The sequence below is a fragment of the Arthrobacter pullicola genome, assembly GCF_014836875.1.
Lineage (GTDB): Bacteria > Actinomycetota > Actinomycetes > Actinomycetales > Micrococcaceae > Arthrobacter_B > Arthrobacter_B pullicola.
On sequence record NZ_JACSQC010000005.1, the window covers coordinates 250279 to 266838 of the forward strand.

General features: G+C 66.9%; 15 protein-coding genes, 1 pseudogene and 1 riboswitch. Of the genes and pseudogenes, 7 read left to right on the forward strand and 9 right to left on the reverse strand.

The window, feature by feature from the left end:
• Nucleotides 1–45: 45 nt before the first annotated feature.
• Both H9638_RS12350 and H9638_RS12355 read left to right on the forward strand, forming a co-directional pair.
• The gene (locus H9638_RS12350) at nt 46–999 is read left to right on the forward strand and encodes an ABC transporter ATP-binding protein (protein WP_191747720.1); all 954 of its coding nucleotides are present in this window, start codon (nt 46–48) and stop codon (nt 997–999) included.
• Nucleotides 996–1805, forward strand: a complete 810-nt coding sequence (locus tag H9638_RS12355) for an ABC transporter permease (RefSeq protein ID WP_191747722.1) — start codon at nt 996–998, stop codon at nt 1803–1805. Before H9638_RS12350 ends, H9638_RS12355 begins: the two co-directional genes overlap by 4 nt.
• A gap of 165 nt (nt 1806–1970) precedes the next feature.
• On the opposite strand, the pseudogene H9638_RS12360 reads toward H9638_RS12355, so the two are convergent.
• The 4 genes and pseudogenes from H9638_RS12360 to dnaK form a co-directional block, all read right to left on the reverse strand.
• Nucleotides 1971–2393: pseudogene (locus H9638_RS12360) on the reverse strand (heat shock protein transcriptional repressor HspR); the annotation flags it as partial.
• A gap of 33 nt (nt 2394–2426) precedes the next feature.
• Complete coding sequence (locus H9638_RS12365; protein ID WP_191747726.1) at nt 2427–3416, reverse strand: DnaJ C-terminal domain-containing protein; 990 nt, start codon at nt 3414–3416, stop codon at nt 2427–2429.
• A 97-nt stretch (nt 3417–3513) separates the two neighbouring features.
• A complete protein-coding gene (locus tag H9638_RS12370) occupies nt 3514–4134 on the reverse strand; it encodes a nucleotide exchange factor GrpE (protein ID WP_191747728.1) in 621 nt (206 codons plus the stop codon).
• Nucleotides 4135–4136: 2 nt separating this feature from the next.
• On the reverse strand, nt 4137–6011 hold the full coding sequence (dnaK, locus tag H9638_RS12375) for a molecular chaperone DnaK (protein WP_191747730.1): 1875 nt from the start codon (nt 6009–6011) through the stop codon (nt 4137–4139).
• Between the two features lie 332 nt (nt 6012–6343).
• Here dnaK and H9638_RS12380 point away from each other — a divergent pair, with 332 nt between their 5' ends.
• Genes H9638_RS12380 through H9638_RS12390 form a run of 3 tightly spaced genes read left to right on the forward strand, consistent with a single transcriptional unit; the run spans nt 6344 to nt 9929 of the window.
• A complete protein-coding gene (locus H9638_RS12380; RefSeq protein ID WP_191747732.1) occupies nt 6344–7147 on the forward strand; it encodes a methyltransferase domain-containing protein in 804 nt (267 codons plus the stop codon).
• A gap of 44 nt (nt 7148–7191) precedes the next feature.
• Entirely contained in the window at nt 7192–7698 is a 507-nt protein-coding gene (locus H9638_RS12385) for a low molecular weight protein-tyrosine-phosphatase (RefSeq protein ID WP_191747733.1), read from the forward strand.
• Nucleotides 7698–9929: a chorismate-binding protein gene (locus H9638_RS12390; protein WP_191747735.1), complete on the forward strand. Its 2232-nt coding sequence runs from the start codon at nt 7698–7700 to the stop codon at nt 9927–9929. The genes H9638_RS12385 and H9638_RS12390 overlap by 1 nt, the downstream gene beginning before the upstream one ends.
• 4 nt (nt 9930–9933) lie before the next feature.
• On the opposite strand, the gene cls is transcribed toward H9638_RS12390, so the two are convergent.
• Nucleotides 9934–11358: a cardiolipin synthase gene (gene cls / locus H9638_RS12395; protein ID WP_191747738.1), complete on the reverse strand. Its 1425-nt coding sequence runs from the start codon at nt 11356–11358 to the stop codon at nt 9934–9936.
• Nucleotides 11359–11490: 132 nt separating this feature from the next.
• Here cls and H9638_RS12400 point away from each other — a divergent pair, with 132 nt between their 5' ends.
• The gene (locus tag H9638_RS12400) at nt 11491–12366 is read left to right on the forward strand and encodes an aminodeoxychorismate lyase (protein ID WP_191747740.1); all 876 of its coding nucleotides are present in this window, start codon (nt 11491–11493) and stop codon (nt 12364–12366) included.
• Between the two features lie 53 nt (nt 12367–12419).
• Here H9638_RS12400 and H9638_RS12405 read toward each other — a convergent pair whose 3' ends face one another.
• The 3 genes from H9638_RS12405 to H9638_RS12415 are packed head-to-tail and all read right to left on the reverse strand — an operon-like array spanning nt 12420 to nt 15404.
• Nucleotides 12420–13217, reverse strand: coding sequence for an energy-coupling factor transporter transmembrane component T family protein (locus H9638_RS12405; protein ID WP_191747916.1), 798 nt, complete (start codon nt 13215–13217; stop codon nt 12420–12422).
• Between the two features lie 11 nt (nt 13218–13228).
• A complete protein-coding gene (locus H9638_RS12410; protein WP_191747742.1) occupies nt 13229–14794 on the reverse strand; it encodes an ABC transporter ATP-binding protein in 1566 nt (521 codons plus the stop codon).
• Between the two features lie 4 nt (nt 14795–14798).
• Nucleotides 14799–15404, reverse strand: coding sequence for an ECF transporter S component (locus H9638_RS12415; RefSeq protein ID WP_191747744.1), 606 nt, complete (start codon nt 15402–15404; stop codon nt 14799–14801).
• A 57-nt stretch (nt 15405–15461) separates the two neighbouring features.
• Nucleotides 15462–15600, reverse strand: a riboswitch (TPP riboswitch).
• Between the two features lie 104 nt (nt 15601–15704).
• Here H9638_RS12415 and H9638_RS12420 point away from each other — a divergent pair.
• Nucleotides 15705–15968 carry a DUF4235 domain-containing protein gene (locus H9638_RS12420; protein WP_191747746.1) on the forward strand — a complete coding sequence of 88 codons (264 nt, stop codon included), beginning with the start codon at nt 15705–15707 and terminating at the stop codon, nt 15966–15968.
• A 60-nt stretch (nt 15969–16028) separates the two neighbouring features.
• Here H9638_RS12420 and mnhG read toward each other — a convergent pair whose 3' ends face one another.
• Nucleotides 16029–16559 carry a monovalent cation/H(+) antiporter subunit G gene (gene mnhG, locus H9638_RS17175; protein ID WP_191747748.1) on the reverse strand — a complete coding sequence of 177 codons (531 nt, stop codon included), beginning with the start codon at nt 16557–16559 and terminating at the stop codon, nt 16029–16031.
• Nucleotide 16560 lies beyond the last annotated feature (1 nt).

Here is a 16560-nt window from a genome sequence, read left to right on the forward strand (position 1 = left end):
TCATCTGCGGGCAACCACCAGCACCAGTGCAAGGAGAAGCGAACCATGAACATCCCCCGTCCCCGCGGCGGTCCACCGGCAGAAATCCTGGCGGCCGCACATTCCGTCAGCAAAAGCTACGGCGGCACCAAAGCACTTGACGCGGTAAGTTTCGCTGTCGGTGCAGGTGAAACCGTGGGACTCCTCGGCCCAAACGGAGCCGGCAAATCCACCCTGCTCAACCTTCTGAGCGGGCTGCGGCAGCCAGACACCGGAACCGTCGAACTTTTCGGCCAGGATCCGCGCAGCCCGCTCTCCCGGCGGGAGCTGGGAACCACACCGCAGGCGACCTCCGTTCCGGCAACGCTGCGGGTGCGGGAAACCGTGGACTTTGTGGCTGCCCACTATCCAGATCCCATTCCAACACCGGAGCTGCTGGCCGATTTCGGCCTGGGTTCAGCCGCCGGCAAGCAGTGCGGCGGGCTCTCCGGCGGGCAGCAGCGGCGGCTGCTGGTGGCGCTGGCGCTGGTCGGGCGTCCCCGTTTGGTGATCCTGGACGAGCCGACCACGGGCCTGGACGTCGAGGCCCGGGAGAGCCTCTGGGACCGCCTGGCGGAATACCGGACCGGCGGCGGAACGCTCCTCATCACCAGTCATTACCTCGAGGAGATCCAGACCCTGGCCAGCCGCGTCGTCGTGATTAACGAAGGCTCCGTGGTGGCGGACGGAAACGTGGACGAGATCCGCGGCCGGGTCAGCGTGTCCCGGGTGTCCTTTCACACCGGGCTGCCGGCGTCGTCCTTCGAGATGATGCCCGGAACGGTGTCCGTGTCCGTGTCTGCTGCCGGTACCACCACCATCCTCACGCACGACGCCGACGAAACGGTCCGTCAGCTGGTGCGCGGCAATGTGGGGTTCAGCGGCCTGGAAGTGCACGCCGCGAGCCTCGAGGAGGCTTTTCTTTCCCTCACCCATTCCGGTGAGTCCGCTCCAGCCCCTGAACGGAGAGCAGCCCGATGAGCAGCACCGCTACGGCACCCCCGAAGGAGACGAAATCGCAGCTGCACCTGATCCGCGCCCACACCCGGGCCCAGGTCCTGGAGCAGCTGCGGATTCCGGTGGCGGTCCTGTCCTCCACCATCTTCCCCACTCTGGCCCTGGTGTTTTTTGTGCTCCCCCAGACCGCGGTGACCGCGGATCCGGTGGCCTCTCTGACAGCGATCGCGCAGCTGGCAGCATTCGGCGTGATGAGCGCGTTCCTGTTCAATTACGGGATCGGAGTCGCGGAGGAACGGGCTAATCCGTGGAGCAGCTATGTGCGGACCCTGCCGGCGGGCGCAGTTCCGCCCACTGTAGCCCGGGCCCTGACCGCCATGATGTTCGCGTTCTTCGCGCTCGTGCCGGTGCTTGTGGTGGGTGCCCTGACCACCGCGGGGATGGACCTGTACCTTGACGGCACGTTGCCCTGGTGGCGGTTGCCGTTTTCTGTGGCGGTGTGGCTGGTATGCGGGCTGCCGTTCCTGTGCCTGGGACTAATGATCGGATACCTGTGCACGTCCAAGGTGGCGATCGCGGTGACCCAGGTGGTCTTCTTCCCGCTGGCCTTCGCGGGTGGGATGATGCTGCCGCCGGAGATCTTCTCTGCCGGCCTGGATCTGTTCTCCCGGTTCCTGCCGTCCCGGGCCGCCAGGGACCTCTCCGTGTCAGCGCTCTCCGGCGAACCTTTCGAGCTGGGGGCCGTGATCTGCTTCCTCGCCTGGACGGCGGCACTGGGTGCCGGGGCGGTCTGGGCCAACCGACGGGATCAGGGGCGGCGCTTCCGTTAGGCCAGCCGGAAGCTAGCGGGAACCGAAGAACTCGCCGCGGTCCGCGGTATAGCCCAGATCGGTTTCCGCGGCGCTGCCCTTACCGGCAGGCAGAGCCATCACCCGGCGGTTGAGCGCAGCCAGGGCAGCCAGTCCCAGCGGCCGGCCGCTGGACCTCGACGCCGGTGGACGCTGCCCGCGGGAGAGGGTGACGACGTCGCCCGCCAGTCCGGCAGCGAAGACGCGGCCCATGTCGGCGCTTCGCTGCTGGACCTGGTCCAGTTCCGCGGAAAGTTCATTGACGCGCGCCCGCAGCCCCGAAACCTGCTTCTGCAGCTCCATGATCCGCTTGATGCCCTCCAGGGAAACGCCCTCCTGGGAGAGGCGCTGCACCTCGCGCAGCATTTCAATGTCCCGCTGGGAGTACCGGCGCGAACGCCCGGGAGCACGGCTGGGGCTAACAATGCCGAGCCGGTCATACTGCCGCAGGGTCTGCGGATGCATGTCTGCGAGTTCAGCGGCAACGGAGATCACGAAGATGGGTGCGTTAACGTCGATGCCCACTATCCTCACTCTCCCTCGCTGCTTGCTGGTTTGCGTGTTTGCCATACTAGCTCCGGTCCGCTCCGAAGCCGGGGAGGGCTACAGCCGCGCCTTGGCGGCCAGCCCGGCCCGCGGATCTTCACCCTTGGTCGCCTCGGCGAAGGCTTCAACCGCAGCCTTCGCGTCCTTGCTCAGGTGGGAAGGAACGGCGACGTCGACCGTCACCAGGAGGTCGCCGTTACCCTTTGGCGTGTGGACACCCCGCCCCTTGACCCGCAGTGTCCGGCCGGACGGAGTGCCTGCGGGAACCTTGAGCTTGACCCGGTCCGCCGTCAGGGTAGGCACCTCGATCGTGGCACCGAGGGCGGCTTCGGGGAAGGTGATGGGTACATGGATGCGGATGTTGTTGCCGTCCCGCACAAAGAAGTCATGCGGCGTGACATGCACCGTGACTATGAGGTCTCCGTTACCGGCCGCCCCGGGCATGCCTTTGCCGCGGACCCGGATCTTCTGGCCGTCCTTCACCCCGGCGGGCACCCGCACCTCGACGACTTCGCCGCTCGGCTCGCGCAGCCCAATCACGGTTCCGTTGATCGAACCGGCAAAGGAAATGGTGGTGCTGGCCGTCCGGTCCGCGCCCTTCTGCGGCGGCGCGGACGTAAAGCCGCCGCCGAATCCGCCGCCGCCAAACAGATCGGCGAATTCCGGGGGGATGTTGCTGCCGCCTGCGTTGAAGGAACTCCCCCGCCGGCTGCGTCCGGCGGACTGATTGAACAGGCCGCCGAAAATGTCCTCGAATCCCGCGCCTGCGCCCCCGGCGGGACCTCCGCCGCCGGCCGTGAACCGGGCGCCGCTGCCCATGGCACGGATTGCGTCATACTGCTGGCGCTCCTCGGCATCGGAAAGCACCGAATAAGCCTCGGAGACGTCCTTGAACATCTTCTCCGCGGAGGGATCATCCTGGTTCTGGTCCGGGTGGTACTTGCGCGCCAGCTTCCGGTACGACTTCTTGATGTCAGCTTCGGAAGCATCCTTGGGAACACCCAGAATCTTGTAGAAATCCTTGTCGACCCAATCCTGACTAGCCAATTGGTGTCCCCTTCCTCATGTCTTGCCTACAACGCTGGATCCGGTTCTCCACCGGCGATGCCCGGGACCGCCGTGTGGCGGCCCCGGGCATCAACTGCTACTGCTCCGGAACGGAGACGATTACCTGTGCCGCGCGGAGCACCCGGTCATTCGCCTTGTATCCGGTGCGCAGAATCTGCGTAACGGTGTCGGACTGGACGTCCGGGCTTTGCTGCTGGATCAGTGCTTCGTGGATGTTCGGATCGAAATCCACTCCGGTCTCATCGATCCGGCTCATGCCGTAACCCTTGAGCGTGTTTTCCAGCTTCACCGCGATCGAGGCGAAAGGACCCTCGGCGAGGTCCCCGTGCTGGCGGGCGGCCTCGATGTCGTCCAGGACGGGCAGCAGGGAATTGAGCATTCCGATCACTGCCATTTCCCGGGCAACGTCGCGGTCCCGCTCCACGCGCTTGCGGTAGTTGACGTACTCAGCCTGCAGCCGGAGCAGGTCGTTGCGAAGTTCGAACGCTTCAGCCGAACCTGCGTCCTCCTTCGCGCCGCTGCCGGCGCTGTTCAAGATTTCCTCGGCCTGGGACAGTGCGTCGCCCTCGGCTCCAGGAGCACCCTCCGCAGCAGACTGGGCGTCCGCTGCGGAGGAACCTGCCTGCGCCGGCTGCGGATCCTCGTTCTCCTCCGGCTGTCCGGCGGGGTTCTGGTTTCCGTTGCCATCAGCAGCCATGATTACTTCTTTTCTTCGTCATCGACGACTTCGGCATCCACGATGTCTTCATCGTCCGCGCCGGAGTCCGATGCGCTGCCCTCGCCCGGAGCTGAACCGGCAGCACCGGCGTCACCGGCAGCCTGGGCCTGCGAGTAGATGGCCTCGCCGAGCTTCGTCTGGGAAGCCTGCAGCTTCTCGAACGCGCTCTTGACCTCGTCGTCGTTGTCGGTGCCTTCCAGCGCCTTCTTCAACGCATCGACGTCGCCCTTGACCTCGGACTTGACGTCCTCAGGCAGCTTGTCGTCGTTGTCGGTGAGGAGCTTGTCCACCGAGTAGGCCAGCTGCTCTGCGGAGTTACGGACGTCGGCGGCCTCGCGGCGCTTCTTGTCCTCCGCAGCGTGTTCTTCGGCTTCGCGGACCATGCGGTCAATGTCCTCCTTGGACAGCGAGGAACCGCCCGTGATGGTCATGGACTGCTCGGCGCCGGTGCCCTTGTCCTTGGCGGACACATGGACGATGCCGTTGGCGTCGATGTCGAAGGTGACCTCGACCTGCGGCACGCCGCGCGGAGCCGGGGCGATGCCGGTCAGTTCGAACGTGCCCAGCGGCTTGTTGTCCCGGGTGAACTCGCGCTCGCCCTGGAAGACCTGGATGGCCACGGACGGCTGGTTGTCATCCGCCGTGGTGAAGGTCTCGCTGCGCTTGGTGGGAATGGCGGTGTTGCGTTCGATGAGCTTGGTCATCACGCCGCCCTTGGTCTCGATGCCGAGGGAAAGCGGGGTGACGTCGATCAGCAGCACGTCCTTGCGTTCGCCCTTGAGCACGCCGGCCTGCAGCGCTGCACCAACGGCCACAACCTCGTCCGGGTTGACTCCCTTGTTCGGCTCCTGGCCGCCGGCCAGTTCCTTCACCAGCTCGGCGACGGCAGGCATACGGGTGGAGCCGCCGACCAGGATGATGTGGTCGATGTCCGAGACCTTGATGCCGGCTTCGGAGATGACGTCGTTGAACGGCTTCTTGGTGCGGTCCAGCAGGTCCTTGGTCAGGTCCTGGAACTTGGCGCGGGAGAGGTGCTCGTCCAGGTGGACGGGGCCGTCCGGGGTCACCGAGAGGTACTGCAGGGAGATGTTGGTGGAGGTGGCCGAGGAGAGTTCCTTCTTGGCCTGCTCGGCAGCTTCCTTCAGGCGCTGCAGGGCAATCTTGTCCTTGGACAGGTCAGCGCCCTTCGCCTTGGCCTGCGCCAGCAGGTAATCGACGATCCGCTGGTCCCAGTCGTCGCCGCCCAGGCGGTTGTCACCGGCCGTGGCGCGGACCTGGATGGTGGAGAAGTCGTCTTCGTCCTTGCCGACTTCCAGCAGGGAGACGTCGAAGGTGCCGCCGCCGAGGTCGAAGACCAGGATCAGCTCGTCTTCCTTGCCCTTGTCCAGGCCGTAGGCCAGTGCGGCCGCAGTCGGCTCGTTGACGATACGCAGGACGTTAAGGCCGGCAATCTCGCCGGCTTCCTTGGTGGCTTGGCGCTCGGCGTCGTTGAAGTAGGCCGGGACGGTCACGACGGCGTCGGTGACCTTCTCACCCAGGTAGGACTCGGCGTCGGCCTTCAGCTTCTGCAGGATACGGGCGGAGATTTCCTGGGCGGTGTACTTCTTGCCGTCAATGTCCACGCTCCAGTCGGTGCCCATGTGGCGCTTCACCGAGGCAATGGTGCGGTCAATGTTGTTGACGGCCTGGCGCTTGGCGATCTCGCCGACCAGGACCTCGCCGGACTTGGCGAATGCAACAACAGACGGGGTGGTCCGGCCGCCTTCGGCGTTGGCGATGACGGTGGGCTCACCGCCTTCAAGGACGGAGACAACGGAGTTCGTGGTTCCGAGGTCGATACCTACTGCACGTGACATATTTGCTTCCTCTTTCCTTGGAAATCGATGGCCCGCTGCGGCTGCCCTCTTTGGAGAACCTGCCGCCGCGGCCACCCGTAGCGCATATTGAGCGTTCTGGACTCAACTTTACTCCGTGCGGTTCTTTTGTCAACCAGAGTTGAGTGACACCGACTCAACTTTGATATCCAGTAAACCGCAGGCGCTCCTTCTATGAAGGCACCGGCAGCAGGCGCTGCACAAGGGTCCGCGGAATCCTGTGGACAGCGGCACCCAATCCCCGCGGCAGCCGCCCGAGGACACGCGGCGTCTCAGAGCCGGGCTGGTTCCCTCTCTCCGCGTATCGTCCTGCTATGCCCCAGGACACGTATTCGCACGGCCACCACCGCAGCGTCGTCAGCGCCCACGCCACCCGGACGGCGGCGGACTCAGCCGGCTACCTCATCCCGCATCTGCGTCCCGGCCTGCGGATCCTCGACGTTGGCTGCGGCCCCGGCAGCATCACCGTGGACCTCGCCGCCCTGGTCGCACCGGGACAGGTCACTGGACTGGACCGTTCCGAGGACGTCCTGGTCCAGGCGCGGACACTCGCCGCTGAGCGCGGCGCCACGAACACGGAGTTCGTTTCCGGGAACGTCTACGACCTCGATTTTCCAGATGACACGTTCGACGTCGTCCATGCCCACCAGGTACTCCAGCACCTCACCGATCCGGTGGCGGCACTGCATGAAATGCGCCGGGTCACCCGCCCGGGCGGAGTCGTGGCTGTGCGGGACGCCGACTACCACGGCATGAGCTGGTATCCCGAGGTCCCGGAGCTGACGGACTGGATGGAGATCTACCAGCAGATCGCCCGCGGCAACCGAGCCGAGCCCGACGCCGGCCGCCGGTTGATCAGCTGGGCGCTGGACGCCGGGTTCAGCGAACTCGTTCCCTCCTCCACCAGCTGGGTTTATGCCACCGGGGACCGCCGGAAGTGGCTCGCCGGAGCCTGGTCCCAGCGGATCCTCCACTCGGCATTCGCCGAGCAGGCCCTCGAGCGGGGCCTGGCCTCGCAGGAAGAGCTGGAACGGATGGCGGAGGGCTGGAAGCGCTGGGCTGAAGCACCGGGCGGCTGGTTCCTGATGCCCAGCGGGGAGCTCCTCGCCCGGGTCTGAGCACCACTGCCCGGACACGGCGGGCCGCTGGGTACGCTTAACCGATGTACCGCATCATTACGGTCTGCACCGGAAACATCTGCCGTTCACCCATGGCCCAGTTCTGCCTGGCCCGCGCCTTCAGCGACGCCCAGTTGGCGAATCAGGTGTCGGTGGACTCAGCCGGTGTCACCGGCTGGGAAGCGGGCCGCCCGATGGACCCCCGCACCGCCGCCGAGCTGCTCAAGCATGACTTCCCCGAACCGCCGCTGGAGAGCTTCCGGGCCAGGGCCTTTGAACCGGAGTGGTACCGCAGCCGGGACCTGATCCTGGCCCTGGACTACGGCCATTTGACTCATCTGCTGGCCGAAGCCCCGGAGTCCGGACAGGACAGAATCCGGATGCTGCGCAGTTTTGACCCGGCCGCTGCAGCGCTGTCCCTGGAGCAGCAGGGCATCGAAGATCCCTGGTACGGAGACATGTCGGATTTTGATTCCTCCTACGCCCTGATCCAGGCTGCGGTTCCCGGCGTGGTGGACTTTGTCCGCAGCGCCCTGGCGGAGCGGCGCTGATGTCCCCTGCAACGAAGCGCCCGCTGCTGATCGCCGTTGACGGCTTTTCCGGAGCAGGAAAGACCAGTCTGGCGCTGGAGCTGGCGGCCGAACTCCGCGCTCACCGCTCGGTGGCCGTGTTCCATCTGGAGGACGTTTATCCGGGCTGGGACGGGCTGGACGCCGGCATGGACTATTACCGCCGGCGTGTCCTGGAGCCGCTGGCCCAGGGCCGCAGCGCGCACTGGCAGTCCTGGGACTGGGTGGCGGGCCGATACAGCGCGCAGCACGCCACCGAGCCGGCGGACATTGTGATTTTCGAAGGAGTCGGGGCCGGCCACCGGTCAGCGCGCAACACGCTGGACGCAGTCCTCTGGATCCAGGCCCCGGAATCTGTGCGCCGGGAACGTGCCCTGGCACGCGACGGGGAGACCTATGCTCCCCACTGGGACCGCTGGGCTGCGCAGGAGGCGGCCTGGGCTGCGGGCGACCCGGTGTCCTCCGCCGCTGACGTTCTGGTCCAGAGTGAACCCACTGCTCCTCCCTCCACCGTGGACAACGACGGCGACGGCCAGGGCCCAGCGCAGCTGCAGCAGGTGCCGCAGCCCCAGACGGCGCAGCCCCAGGTTCCACTGCCACGCTTGGTGCTGCGGGCGCTCGCTTCACTGCAGCTGCCCTCCCCCGGACTGGGCCTGGCCCGTCCGGACCTGCACGTTCAGGCACACACCCTCGACGGCACCCCAGACCCGCTGGCACTGTTCGCTGAACTGTACGGCGGGTCACCGAACGCGGTCTGGCTGGACAGTTCCGACGCCGCTACCGCCGGCGCCGGGGGCAGCCCTCCCGGGCGCAGCCGGTTCAGCATCATGGCAGACGACGGCGGCTTGCTGGGCCGGTACGCCGAGCACACAGCGGGGCTGACCAGGATCACGCACGGACCGGTGACCACCGTGGTCCCGGGCCCGTTCTTCCGTTGGCTGGACCGGGAATGGGGTGAAGCCCGGGTGCCTGCGCCCGACGGCATGGCCTGCCCGTTCGCGCTGGGCTGGCTGGGCTTCCTCGGCTACGAACTCAAGCGTGAAACCGGCGGCGCGGACGTCGCCGGACCGGGACCGGACGCAGCACTGGTTTTCGCGGGCCGCGCCGTCATCCTGGATCATGCCGCCGGCCGTGTCCACCTGCTGACGCTGCAGGATTCCTTCTTCGACACCTTTTCCGGCGGCGTTTCGGGACACCACCAAAACACGGATGGTGACGCAGCGGACCCGGACGAAGGGTGGCTTGCCAGAGCATCCGCCGCCGTCGCCACCGCCAGCCGGACCGCGGAGGCTGCCGCCGCCCGTTCCACCCCCGCGCAGACGCCCGCGTTCCCGCCCGGCAGCGCACCAGCCTTTGCCTTCCGGGACAGCCGGGAGGCATACCTGGCCAAGGTGCTCCGGTCGCAGCAGGAGATCGCGGAGGGCAACACCTACGAGGTCTGCCTCACGACTGCCCTGTATGCAGGCCTGCCCGAACCGCTGGCGGCGGAGGCCCTCCTGGATTTGTATGCCGCGCTGCGCCGGCGCAGCCCCGCACCGTTCGCGTCCCTGCTCAGGCTGGGACCGATCACGCTCGCGGGCACCTCACCCGAGCGGTTCCTCCGCGTCGGTGCGGACGGGCGCCTGCGCGCCGAACCGATCAAAGGCACCCGCCCCCGCGGGCAGGACCCCGCAGCGGATGCGGCGCTGCGCCGCGAGCTGCTGGCGAGTGACAAAGACCGCGCGGAGAACATCATGATCGTGGATCTGATGCGCAATGACCTCTCAAGGCTGGCCGTGGCCGGTTCAGTGACAGTTCCACGCCTGTGCGTGGTGGAGAGCTATGCCACGGTGCATCAGCTGGTCAGCACCATTGATGCCCAGCTCCTCCCTGATGCCAGCCGTGCCGAAGCGGTCGCCGCGGCGTTCCCGGCCGGCTCCATGACCGGAGCTCCGAAGGCCAGCACCATGGCCATCCTGGACGAGCTGGAAGCTGCGCCGCGCGGGGCGTACTCCGGCGCCGTCGGCTACTTTTCGCTGACAGGTGCGGCGGACCTCTCCGTGGTGATCCGCACCCTGGTGCTCAGCCGCTCTGCGAACGGCGGCGTGGACCTCAGCCTCGGCGTCGGCGGCGCGGTCACCGCCGGATCGGACCCGGAGGCCGAATGGGAGGAAGTGCGCACCAAGGCCCGCGGGGTCCTGGGCGCGCTCGGCTCGGAGGTGCCGGCGGGATAACCCGCTACTGCAGGGTGGCGGTCAGCCGGGCGACGTTGTCTATGTACCGCTGCCACAGCGGCCGGTTCCGCCACTCCTCCAGGACCAGTTCCTTGGACAGGTTCCGGTAGGTGTCCTCGATCTGGCGCATCTTTTCGACGATGTTCCCGCCGTACATCATCATGGACACTTCAAGGTTCAGCGAAAAGGACCGCATGTCCATGTTGGAGGAGCCCAGGACGGCGACGTCGTTGTCCACGGTGAAGTGCTTGGCGTGCAGCACCAGCGGTGCCGGGTACTGCCAGATGCGGATGCCGGATTCCAGCAGCGCCTCGTAGTAGGAGCGCTGGGCGTGGTCCACCAGAAGCTGGTCCCCGCGTTCGGAGACAAACAGTTCCACCTGCACACCGCGCTGCGCCGCCGTCGTAATCGCGTAAAGCAGCGAGTCGTCCGGGACAAAGTACGGGCTGGTGATGGAGATCCGTTCCGAGGCGGAGTAGATCAGGGAGGTGAAGAGCCGCAGATTGTTTTCCGTGGTGAAACCCGGGCCGCTGGGCACCACCTGGCAGGTGACGTCCCCGGGCTCGTAGGTCCACTCATACAGGCTGAGTTCCTGTTCCAGGTTCTCATCGGTTTCCATGTTCCAGTCGGTGGCGAAGACGACGTTGAGTTCATCCACCACCGGTCCTTCGAGCCGGCTCATCAGTTCCACCCATTTGCGGCCGAGCCGGTGGTTTCCCGGCTTGCGGTAGCCCGGCTCCACCAGGTTCTGCGACCCGGTGAAGCCCAGCACGCCGTCGACCACCAGTATTTTGCGGTGGTTGCGCAGGTCAGGCCGCCGCCAGTGGCCGCGCAGGGGCTGGATGGGCAGCATCGGATGCCATTGGATGGCGCTGGACTTCAGTTCCTTGAGCAGCTGGCGGTACCCCTTCACCCGCAGCGTTCCAATATGGTCGAACAATAGCCGGACCTTCACACCACGGCTGGCGGCATCCTGAAGCGCGGCGAAGAAGTCCCGGGTCACGGCGTCGTAGCTCATGATGTAGAACTCAACATGCACGTAGTGCTCCGCGGCGCGGACCGCTTCGGTCATCTCCCGGATGGACTGCTCGTAGTCCCGCTGGAGCTCCACCTTGTTGCCGTCCAGGCTGGGCAGTGAGCCCAGCCGGCGGTTCAGCTCGACGGCGGACATCACCCATTCCGGGCCCAGGTAGGAACTGGACTGCGCTTCGAGCTCCCGGGTGTTGTCACGGACCCTGCGGTTGATCAGGGTCTGCCGCTCAACGCGCTGTTCAGAGAGGCGGTGGTTGCCGAACAGGGTGAACAGGATGATGCCGGGAACCGGCAGGAAAAAGATGCACAGCAGCCAGGCCATCGCCGTGGTGGGCCGGCGGTTTCCGGGAACCACGCCAAGCGCGATGATCCGGATTGCGAAGTCCAGGATCGTCAAAACCGTCGCTAGCCAGTTCGGAGCCGTAACCGTCCACCACACGCTTCTTTTCCCTCCAACAGGCCAACGTCCCCCTAGCCTAGTCGGCTGGGGACCCCGGTTGCGGCACTGGGGCGCACTACGCTTGGACGTATGAGTGTTTTGGTTTTCCTGGATACCGCTTTCCCCGCCGGCCGTGTGGCCGATGCCTCTGTTCCACAGCTGCTGGCCACAGACCTGGGGGCCACCCGCGGAGACGGGGTTTTCGAATCCATGCTGGCGGTGGACGGGCACCCGCGGAAGCTTGCATCGCATCTGGCCCGGATGGCGGGTTCCGCTGCTGCCCTCCGGCTGGAGTTCCCTCCGCCGGAAAGGTGGGAGCCGGCGATCCGCACCGCCCTGGCTGAATTCGCCCGGGTTTACGGGGATCAGCAGGCCGTCGTGAAGCTCCTGCTTACCCGCGGACCCGAAGGTGCCGGGCAGCCGACAGCCTGGGTCCAGGCCTCCCCGGTGCCGCCCTCTGCGGCTGAACAGCGCCGGACCGGGCTCGATGTGCTGCTGCTGGACCGCGGATATGACAGCACCGTGGCCGAGCGGGCGCCGTGGCTGCTCCTCGGATCCAAAACGCTTTCCTACGCTGTGAACATGGCATCAATCCGCTACGCCCATGAGCACGGCGCCGACGATGTGATCTTTACCTCCTCGGATGGGCTGGTCCTGGAAGGACCCACCTCGACCGTGGTCCTGGCGGAAGTCAAGGACGGTGTGAAGACCCTCCTGACCCCGGAGCTGGAGAGCGGCATCCTGCCCGGCACCACCCAGAGCGCCCTGTTCGACGCCGCCGCGAAGTCCGGCTGGCAGCTCGGCTACGGCCCCCTCCAGCCGGACCGCCTCCACCAGGCCGACGGCGTGTGGCTGGTTTCCAGCATCCGGCTGCTTGCGCCGGTCAGGTCGATCGACGGTAAAGCCATCCCCGTGTCCCGTGAGCTGACGGCCGAGCTGGCAGCGCTGGTGGAAACCGTCCTGTAACCGGAGCAGCGGTTCCGCTTCGCCCGGGCCGGCAGGCCCGGCCCGGGCCGGAACTAGGTCAGGATGAAGTTGTAGGTTCCAGCCACCACGGCTGCAGCGACCGCGGAAGCAGCCAGCCCCACACCGTACAGCAGCACCCACACGTCGATCCGGCTAAAGGTGGAGGTCCGGGCCCAGGTCCTGGGCCCTCCGCCGAATCCGCGGGCCTCCATCGCCACGGCCAGCCGGGTAGCCCGGCGGATCGCCTGCACCAGCAGCGTCAGCCCCTGGCCCAGCAGGTTTCGGAAGCGCCCCAGCGGACCGCTTGCCGTGTCCGCTCCGCGGGCGTGCCGGGCCAGTCCCAGGGTTCGCCATTCCTCCACCAGCAGTCCTACCAGCCGCATCGCGGCCAGCGCGCCGAGCACAAACCGGGCGGGCAGATGCAGCCGCTGGGCCAGGGCGTCGGCAAGGTCCGTGGGATCGGTGGAGACCAGGAGGAAGATCCCCGGCAGGGCAATGGCGAGGCCGCGCAGCCCAATGGCAATGCCTGCGGCCACGGAATCGGTGGTGAACAGCAGCGGTCCCGCGTCCAGCACAACGCTTCCGGTCTTCTCCGCCAGCAGCGCCGTTCCGTAGGCACCAATGGCTGCCGCGATGATCAGCGGCCAGATCCGTTTCAGCAGCGTCCAGGGATGGATGCGCAGCAGGGGAAGCAGCAGCAGCTCCCCGGCCAGCACCACTGTGGCACTCACCCAGTCAACGGTGAGCAGCACCGCTGCTGTCACCGCCACGGCGGCCCCCAGCGTGGACAGCGGGTTAGCCGTGGTCAGGGCCGGGGCGCGGGTGCCGTCCAGGGCTGCTCCGTGACGCATGGTGTCCGCACTCATGCCGCTCCTCCCGGCGTCCGGCCGTGGACCGGCAGCAGTTCCTCCACCCGTCCCCCGGCGACCCGAAGTGTCCGGCCGCCAAGGGCAGCGGTGAACTCACTGTCATGGGTTACGGAAACCACTGTGCAGCCGTGGGCATCGCGCTGCTCGGTCAGCAGCGACACGAGTTCGCGCCAGGTGTTGGCGTCCTGCCCGAACGTGGGTTCGTCCAGGAGCAGGATGTCCGGGGCAGTAGCGAGCATGGTCGCGACTGACAGCCGGCGTTTCTCCCCGCCGGAGAGGGTAAAGGGATTGACCTGTTGCAGGGACTGCAGCCGGAGCCGCTCGGCCAGCCGCCCAACAACGGCCTCCACCTCCGCCTCGCTGTGTCCGGCCCGCCGCGGCCCAAAAGCCAGCTCGTCATGGACCGATCCGGTGAGGAACTGATGCTCCGGTTCCTGGAAAACCGTGCCGATCCGGGTGACCAGCTGGGCAGACTTCCATTTGCACGGACTGCTGCCTGCGCCGCGGGCCAACTCCGGTGCCGCTGCGAGTTCCCCGCCGCGCGGACGCAGGAGCCCGCCCAGGGTCAGTGCCAGCGTCGATTTACCCGCCCCGTTGGGGCCGGTGATGCCCAGGGCCGTTCCGGCCTGCAGGCTGAGGTCCACCCCTTCCAGCACCGCCTGCCCCTTGGAGTTCCGGGCCACGTCCAGGCTCCGCGCCACGAGCAGCTCCGCTCCTGCGGACTGGCCCGCGGGTGCCGGTGGAAAAGGATCCCGCGCGGCGGCGGCCCGCGTGAAACTGGTGCCTGCCCCTCCCGGCCCGGCACCCGGCAGCCACACCCCCGCCTCAGCAAGGCGGCTGCGGGTACCGGCACCGGAAAGTACCTCCTGCGGCGGCCCGTCGGCGAGGATCCCGCCGCCGGCGTCGAGCACAATCACCCGCTCCACCAGGTCCGCCCAGGCGGCGACCCGGTGCTCCACCACAATCAGCGTGGCTGCAGTGCGGTCCAGGACCCGGGCGACGGCGTCCCGGATTTCCAGCACACCGTCGGGGTCCAGGTTGGCGGTCGGTTCGTCCAGCAGCAGCAGGCCTGGCTGCATGGCCAGGATGGAGGCCAGGGCCAGGCGCTGCTTCTGTCCGCCGGAGAGCGCCGCCGTGGAGTGGTTCAGCGGAACGGCCAGCCCGACGTCGTCGAGCGCCGCCTGCACGCGCTCCCAGATCTCTTCCCGGGCGATGCCCAGGTTCTCTGCCCCAAAGGCAACCTCGTCACCAACCCGCGAAAGCACAATCTGGGTGTCCGGATCCTGCAGCAGCAGTCCGGCGCGGCCGCGTGCTGCCTGCGGGTGGACGCCGTCGAGCGTCAGTGAACCCGTTTCGGTTCCGCCGGTGTCCTCACCGAGAACTCCGGCGAGGGCATGGAGCAGGGTTGACTTGCCGGCGCCTGACGCCCCAAGGAGGAGCACCCGTTCGCCGGGCCGGATCTCAAAATCCGCCCCGGCCACAGCGGGCTTTTTACGCCCGGCGTGCCGCCAGCCCCAGTTGTGGGCGCTGACGGCTACGGGAGAAGTACGTCGCTGCATGGTCTTATACGTCCGCCGTGCGGCCTGCCGCGAAGGAAGACAGCACCCCGGTCCGTGCCAGCGCCCGCACCGCCAGCCAGGACAACAGCCCGGCCAGCACCAGGCTGGAGACCGCTGCGAAACCGGTGTAGAGTGCCTGCCACTGGAAGGCCCATTCCGGCTTGTACAGGATCGATTCGCTGACGCCCAGGAAGATCCCGGACCCGAGACCGGCAAGCAGCGCAACGGGCAGGGAGAACTTCCGGTAGAGGAAGAGCAGGAAGACCAGTTCCGCGCCGAGGCCCTGGATGGCGCCGGAAAGCAGGACGGAGAGGCCGAACTGGGTACCCAGGACGCCCGAGACAGCAGCGGCGAGGACTTCGCAGTAGATCGCGGCGCCGGGTTTGCGGATGATCAGCCCGCCCAGGACACCGGCGATCAGCCAGCCGCCCGTGTACAGCCCGCCGATCGGAGGGAAGGCCAGGACCAGGGCCTCAACCCCGCCATAGGCCAGTGACCAGGCCCAGAAAACGACGCCGACGGCCACCGCCAGCACCGAAGCGACCACGATGTCCACCACGCGCCATGAGTAAGGGCTGCGCGCAGGTGCACGTTGAAGAGTGTGTTCCATAAGAGTGTCCTCCTGTATTCAGGAGGGGAGGGAAACCCCCGCGGTCTGCGGCGGTGCACCCCTGAGATCTCGACTCCCTTCGCCGGTACTAACCGGAGCAGGTTCGAGGGTCTGCGGCTTGGTCCGCACTCTCAGCGCCCGAATTCCCCGCCCGGTTACCCGGTTCGGAGGAAGCGGCGCTCCCCTGTCGTATGTATGCGAGGTCCACTGTACACGCAGTACACCCGGGTTTCGGGTTGTTTTGGGTTGGCTGCGGGTAGCGTAGGAACCGATAGCACCGAACAACGCCAAGGAGCGCATATGAACCTGATCCTGAAACTGCTGGGAACCGGCGTAAGCATCGGCGCGGGGCTGGCATCCGCAAAGATCCTGGACTTCATCTGGACGAAGGCCACGGGCAACGAGCCCCCCAAGGACAAAGATGGGGCCCTTGACGTGAGCCTTCGCTCCGCCGTCATCTTCGCCCTGGTCTCCGGGGCCGTCAGCCAGGTCATCCGGGTCCTGACCAACCGCGGCACCCAGAAGGCAATCGCCCGCTACAACCGCACTCCCGAGGTTGTCTAAGGAACCTGGAAACCGGTTTCCCGGCAGCGCCGAGCTGCTGGGAAACCGCTTTTCGTTTGCCTAGCCCTCCCGGCTGCGGCCGGGCGGCCGGGAAGGTCCCTCGGTTTCCCTGCGGGCGCGCTCCATCTCTTCATCATCCAGATTCCCGGTGTAATAGGTGCCGTCCGGCTCCTGCCCGGGATCGTCGTCGACCTTGGGATCAGCGGAGTCGCCTTCGTCCTCCGCAGCGGCCTCAAACATCAGCCGCTGTGCACGTTCCACCACGTCATCAAGCTCATCGATGGTGAGCAGCTCGGGGCGCAGGTGCTTGGTCCGGTAGCCGGCGCGGCCCACCATGTGCGCTGAGACCGGAGCGGTGAGCAGCTGGAAAATCCAGCACACCGCCAGGATGGGCAGAAGCACCCAGCTGCGGAACTCCACGGCCATGGCCATCAGGAACAGCAGCAGGCCCAGGACCTGGGGTTTGGACGCTGCGTGCATCCGGCTCATAAGGTCCGGGAAGCGCATGAGCCCGATTGCGGCGGCAAGTGACATCAGGGCACCGCCGAGCAGCAGGACCGCGACGATCACGTCGATCACGTTTTCACTCACG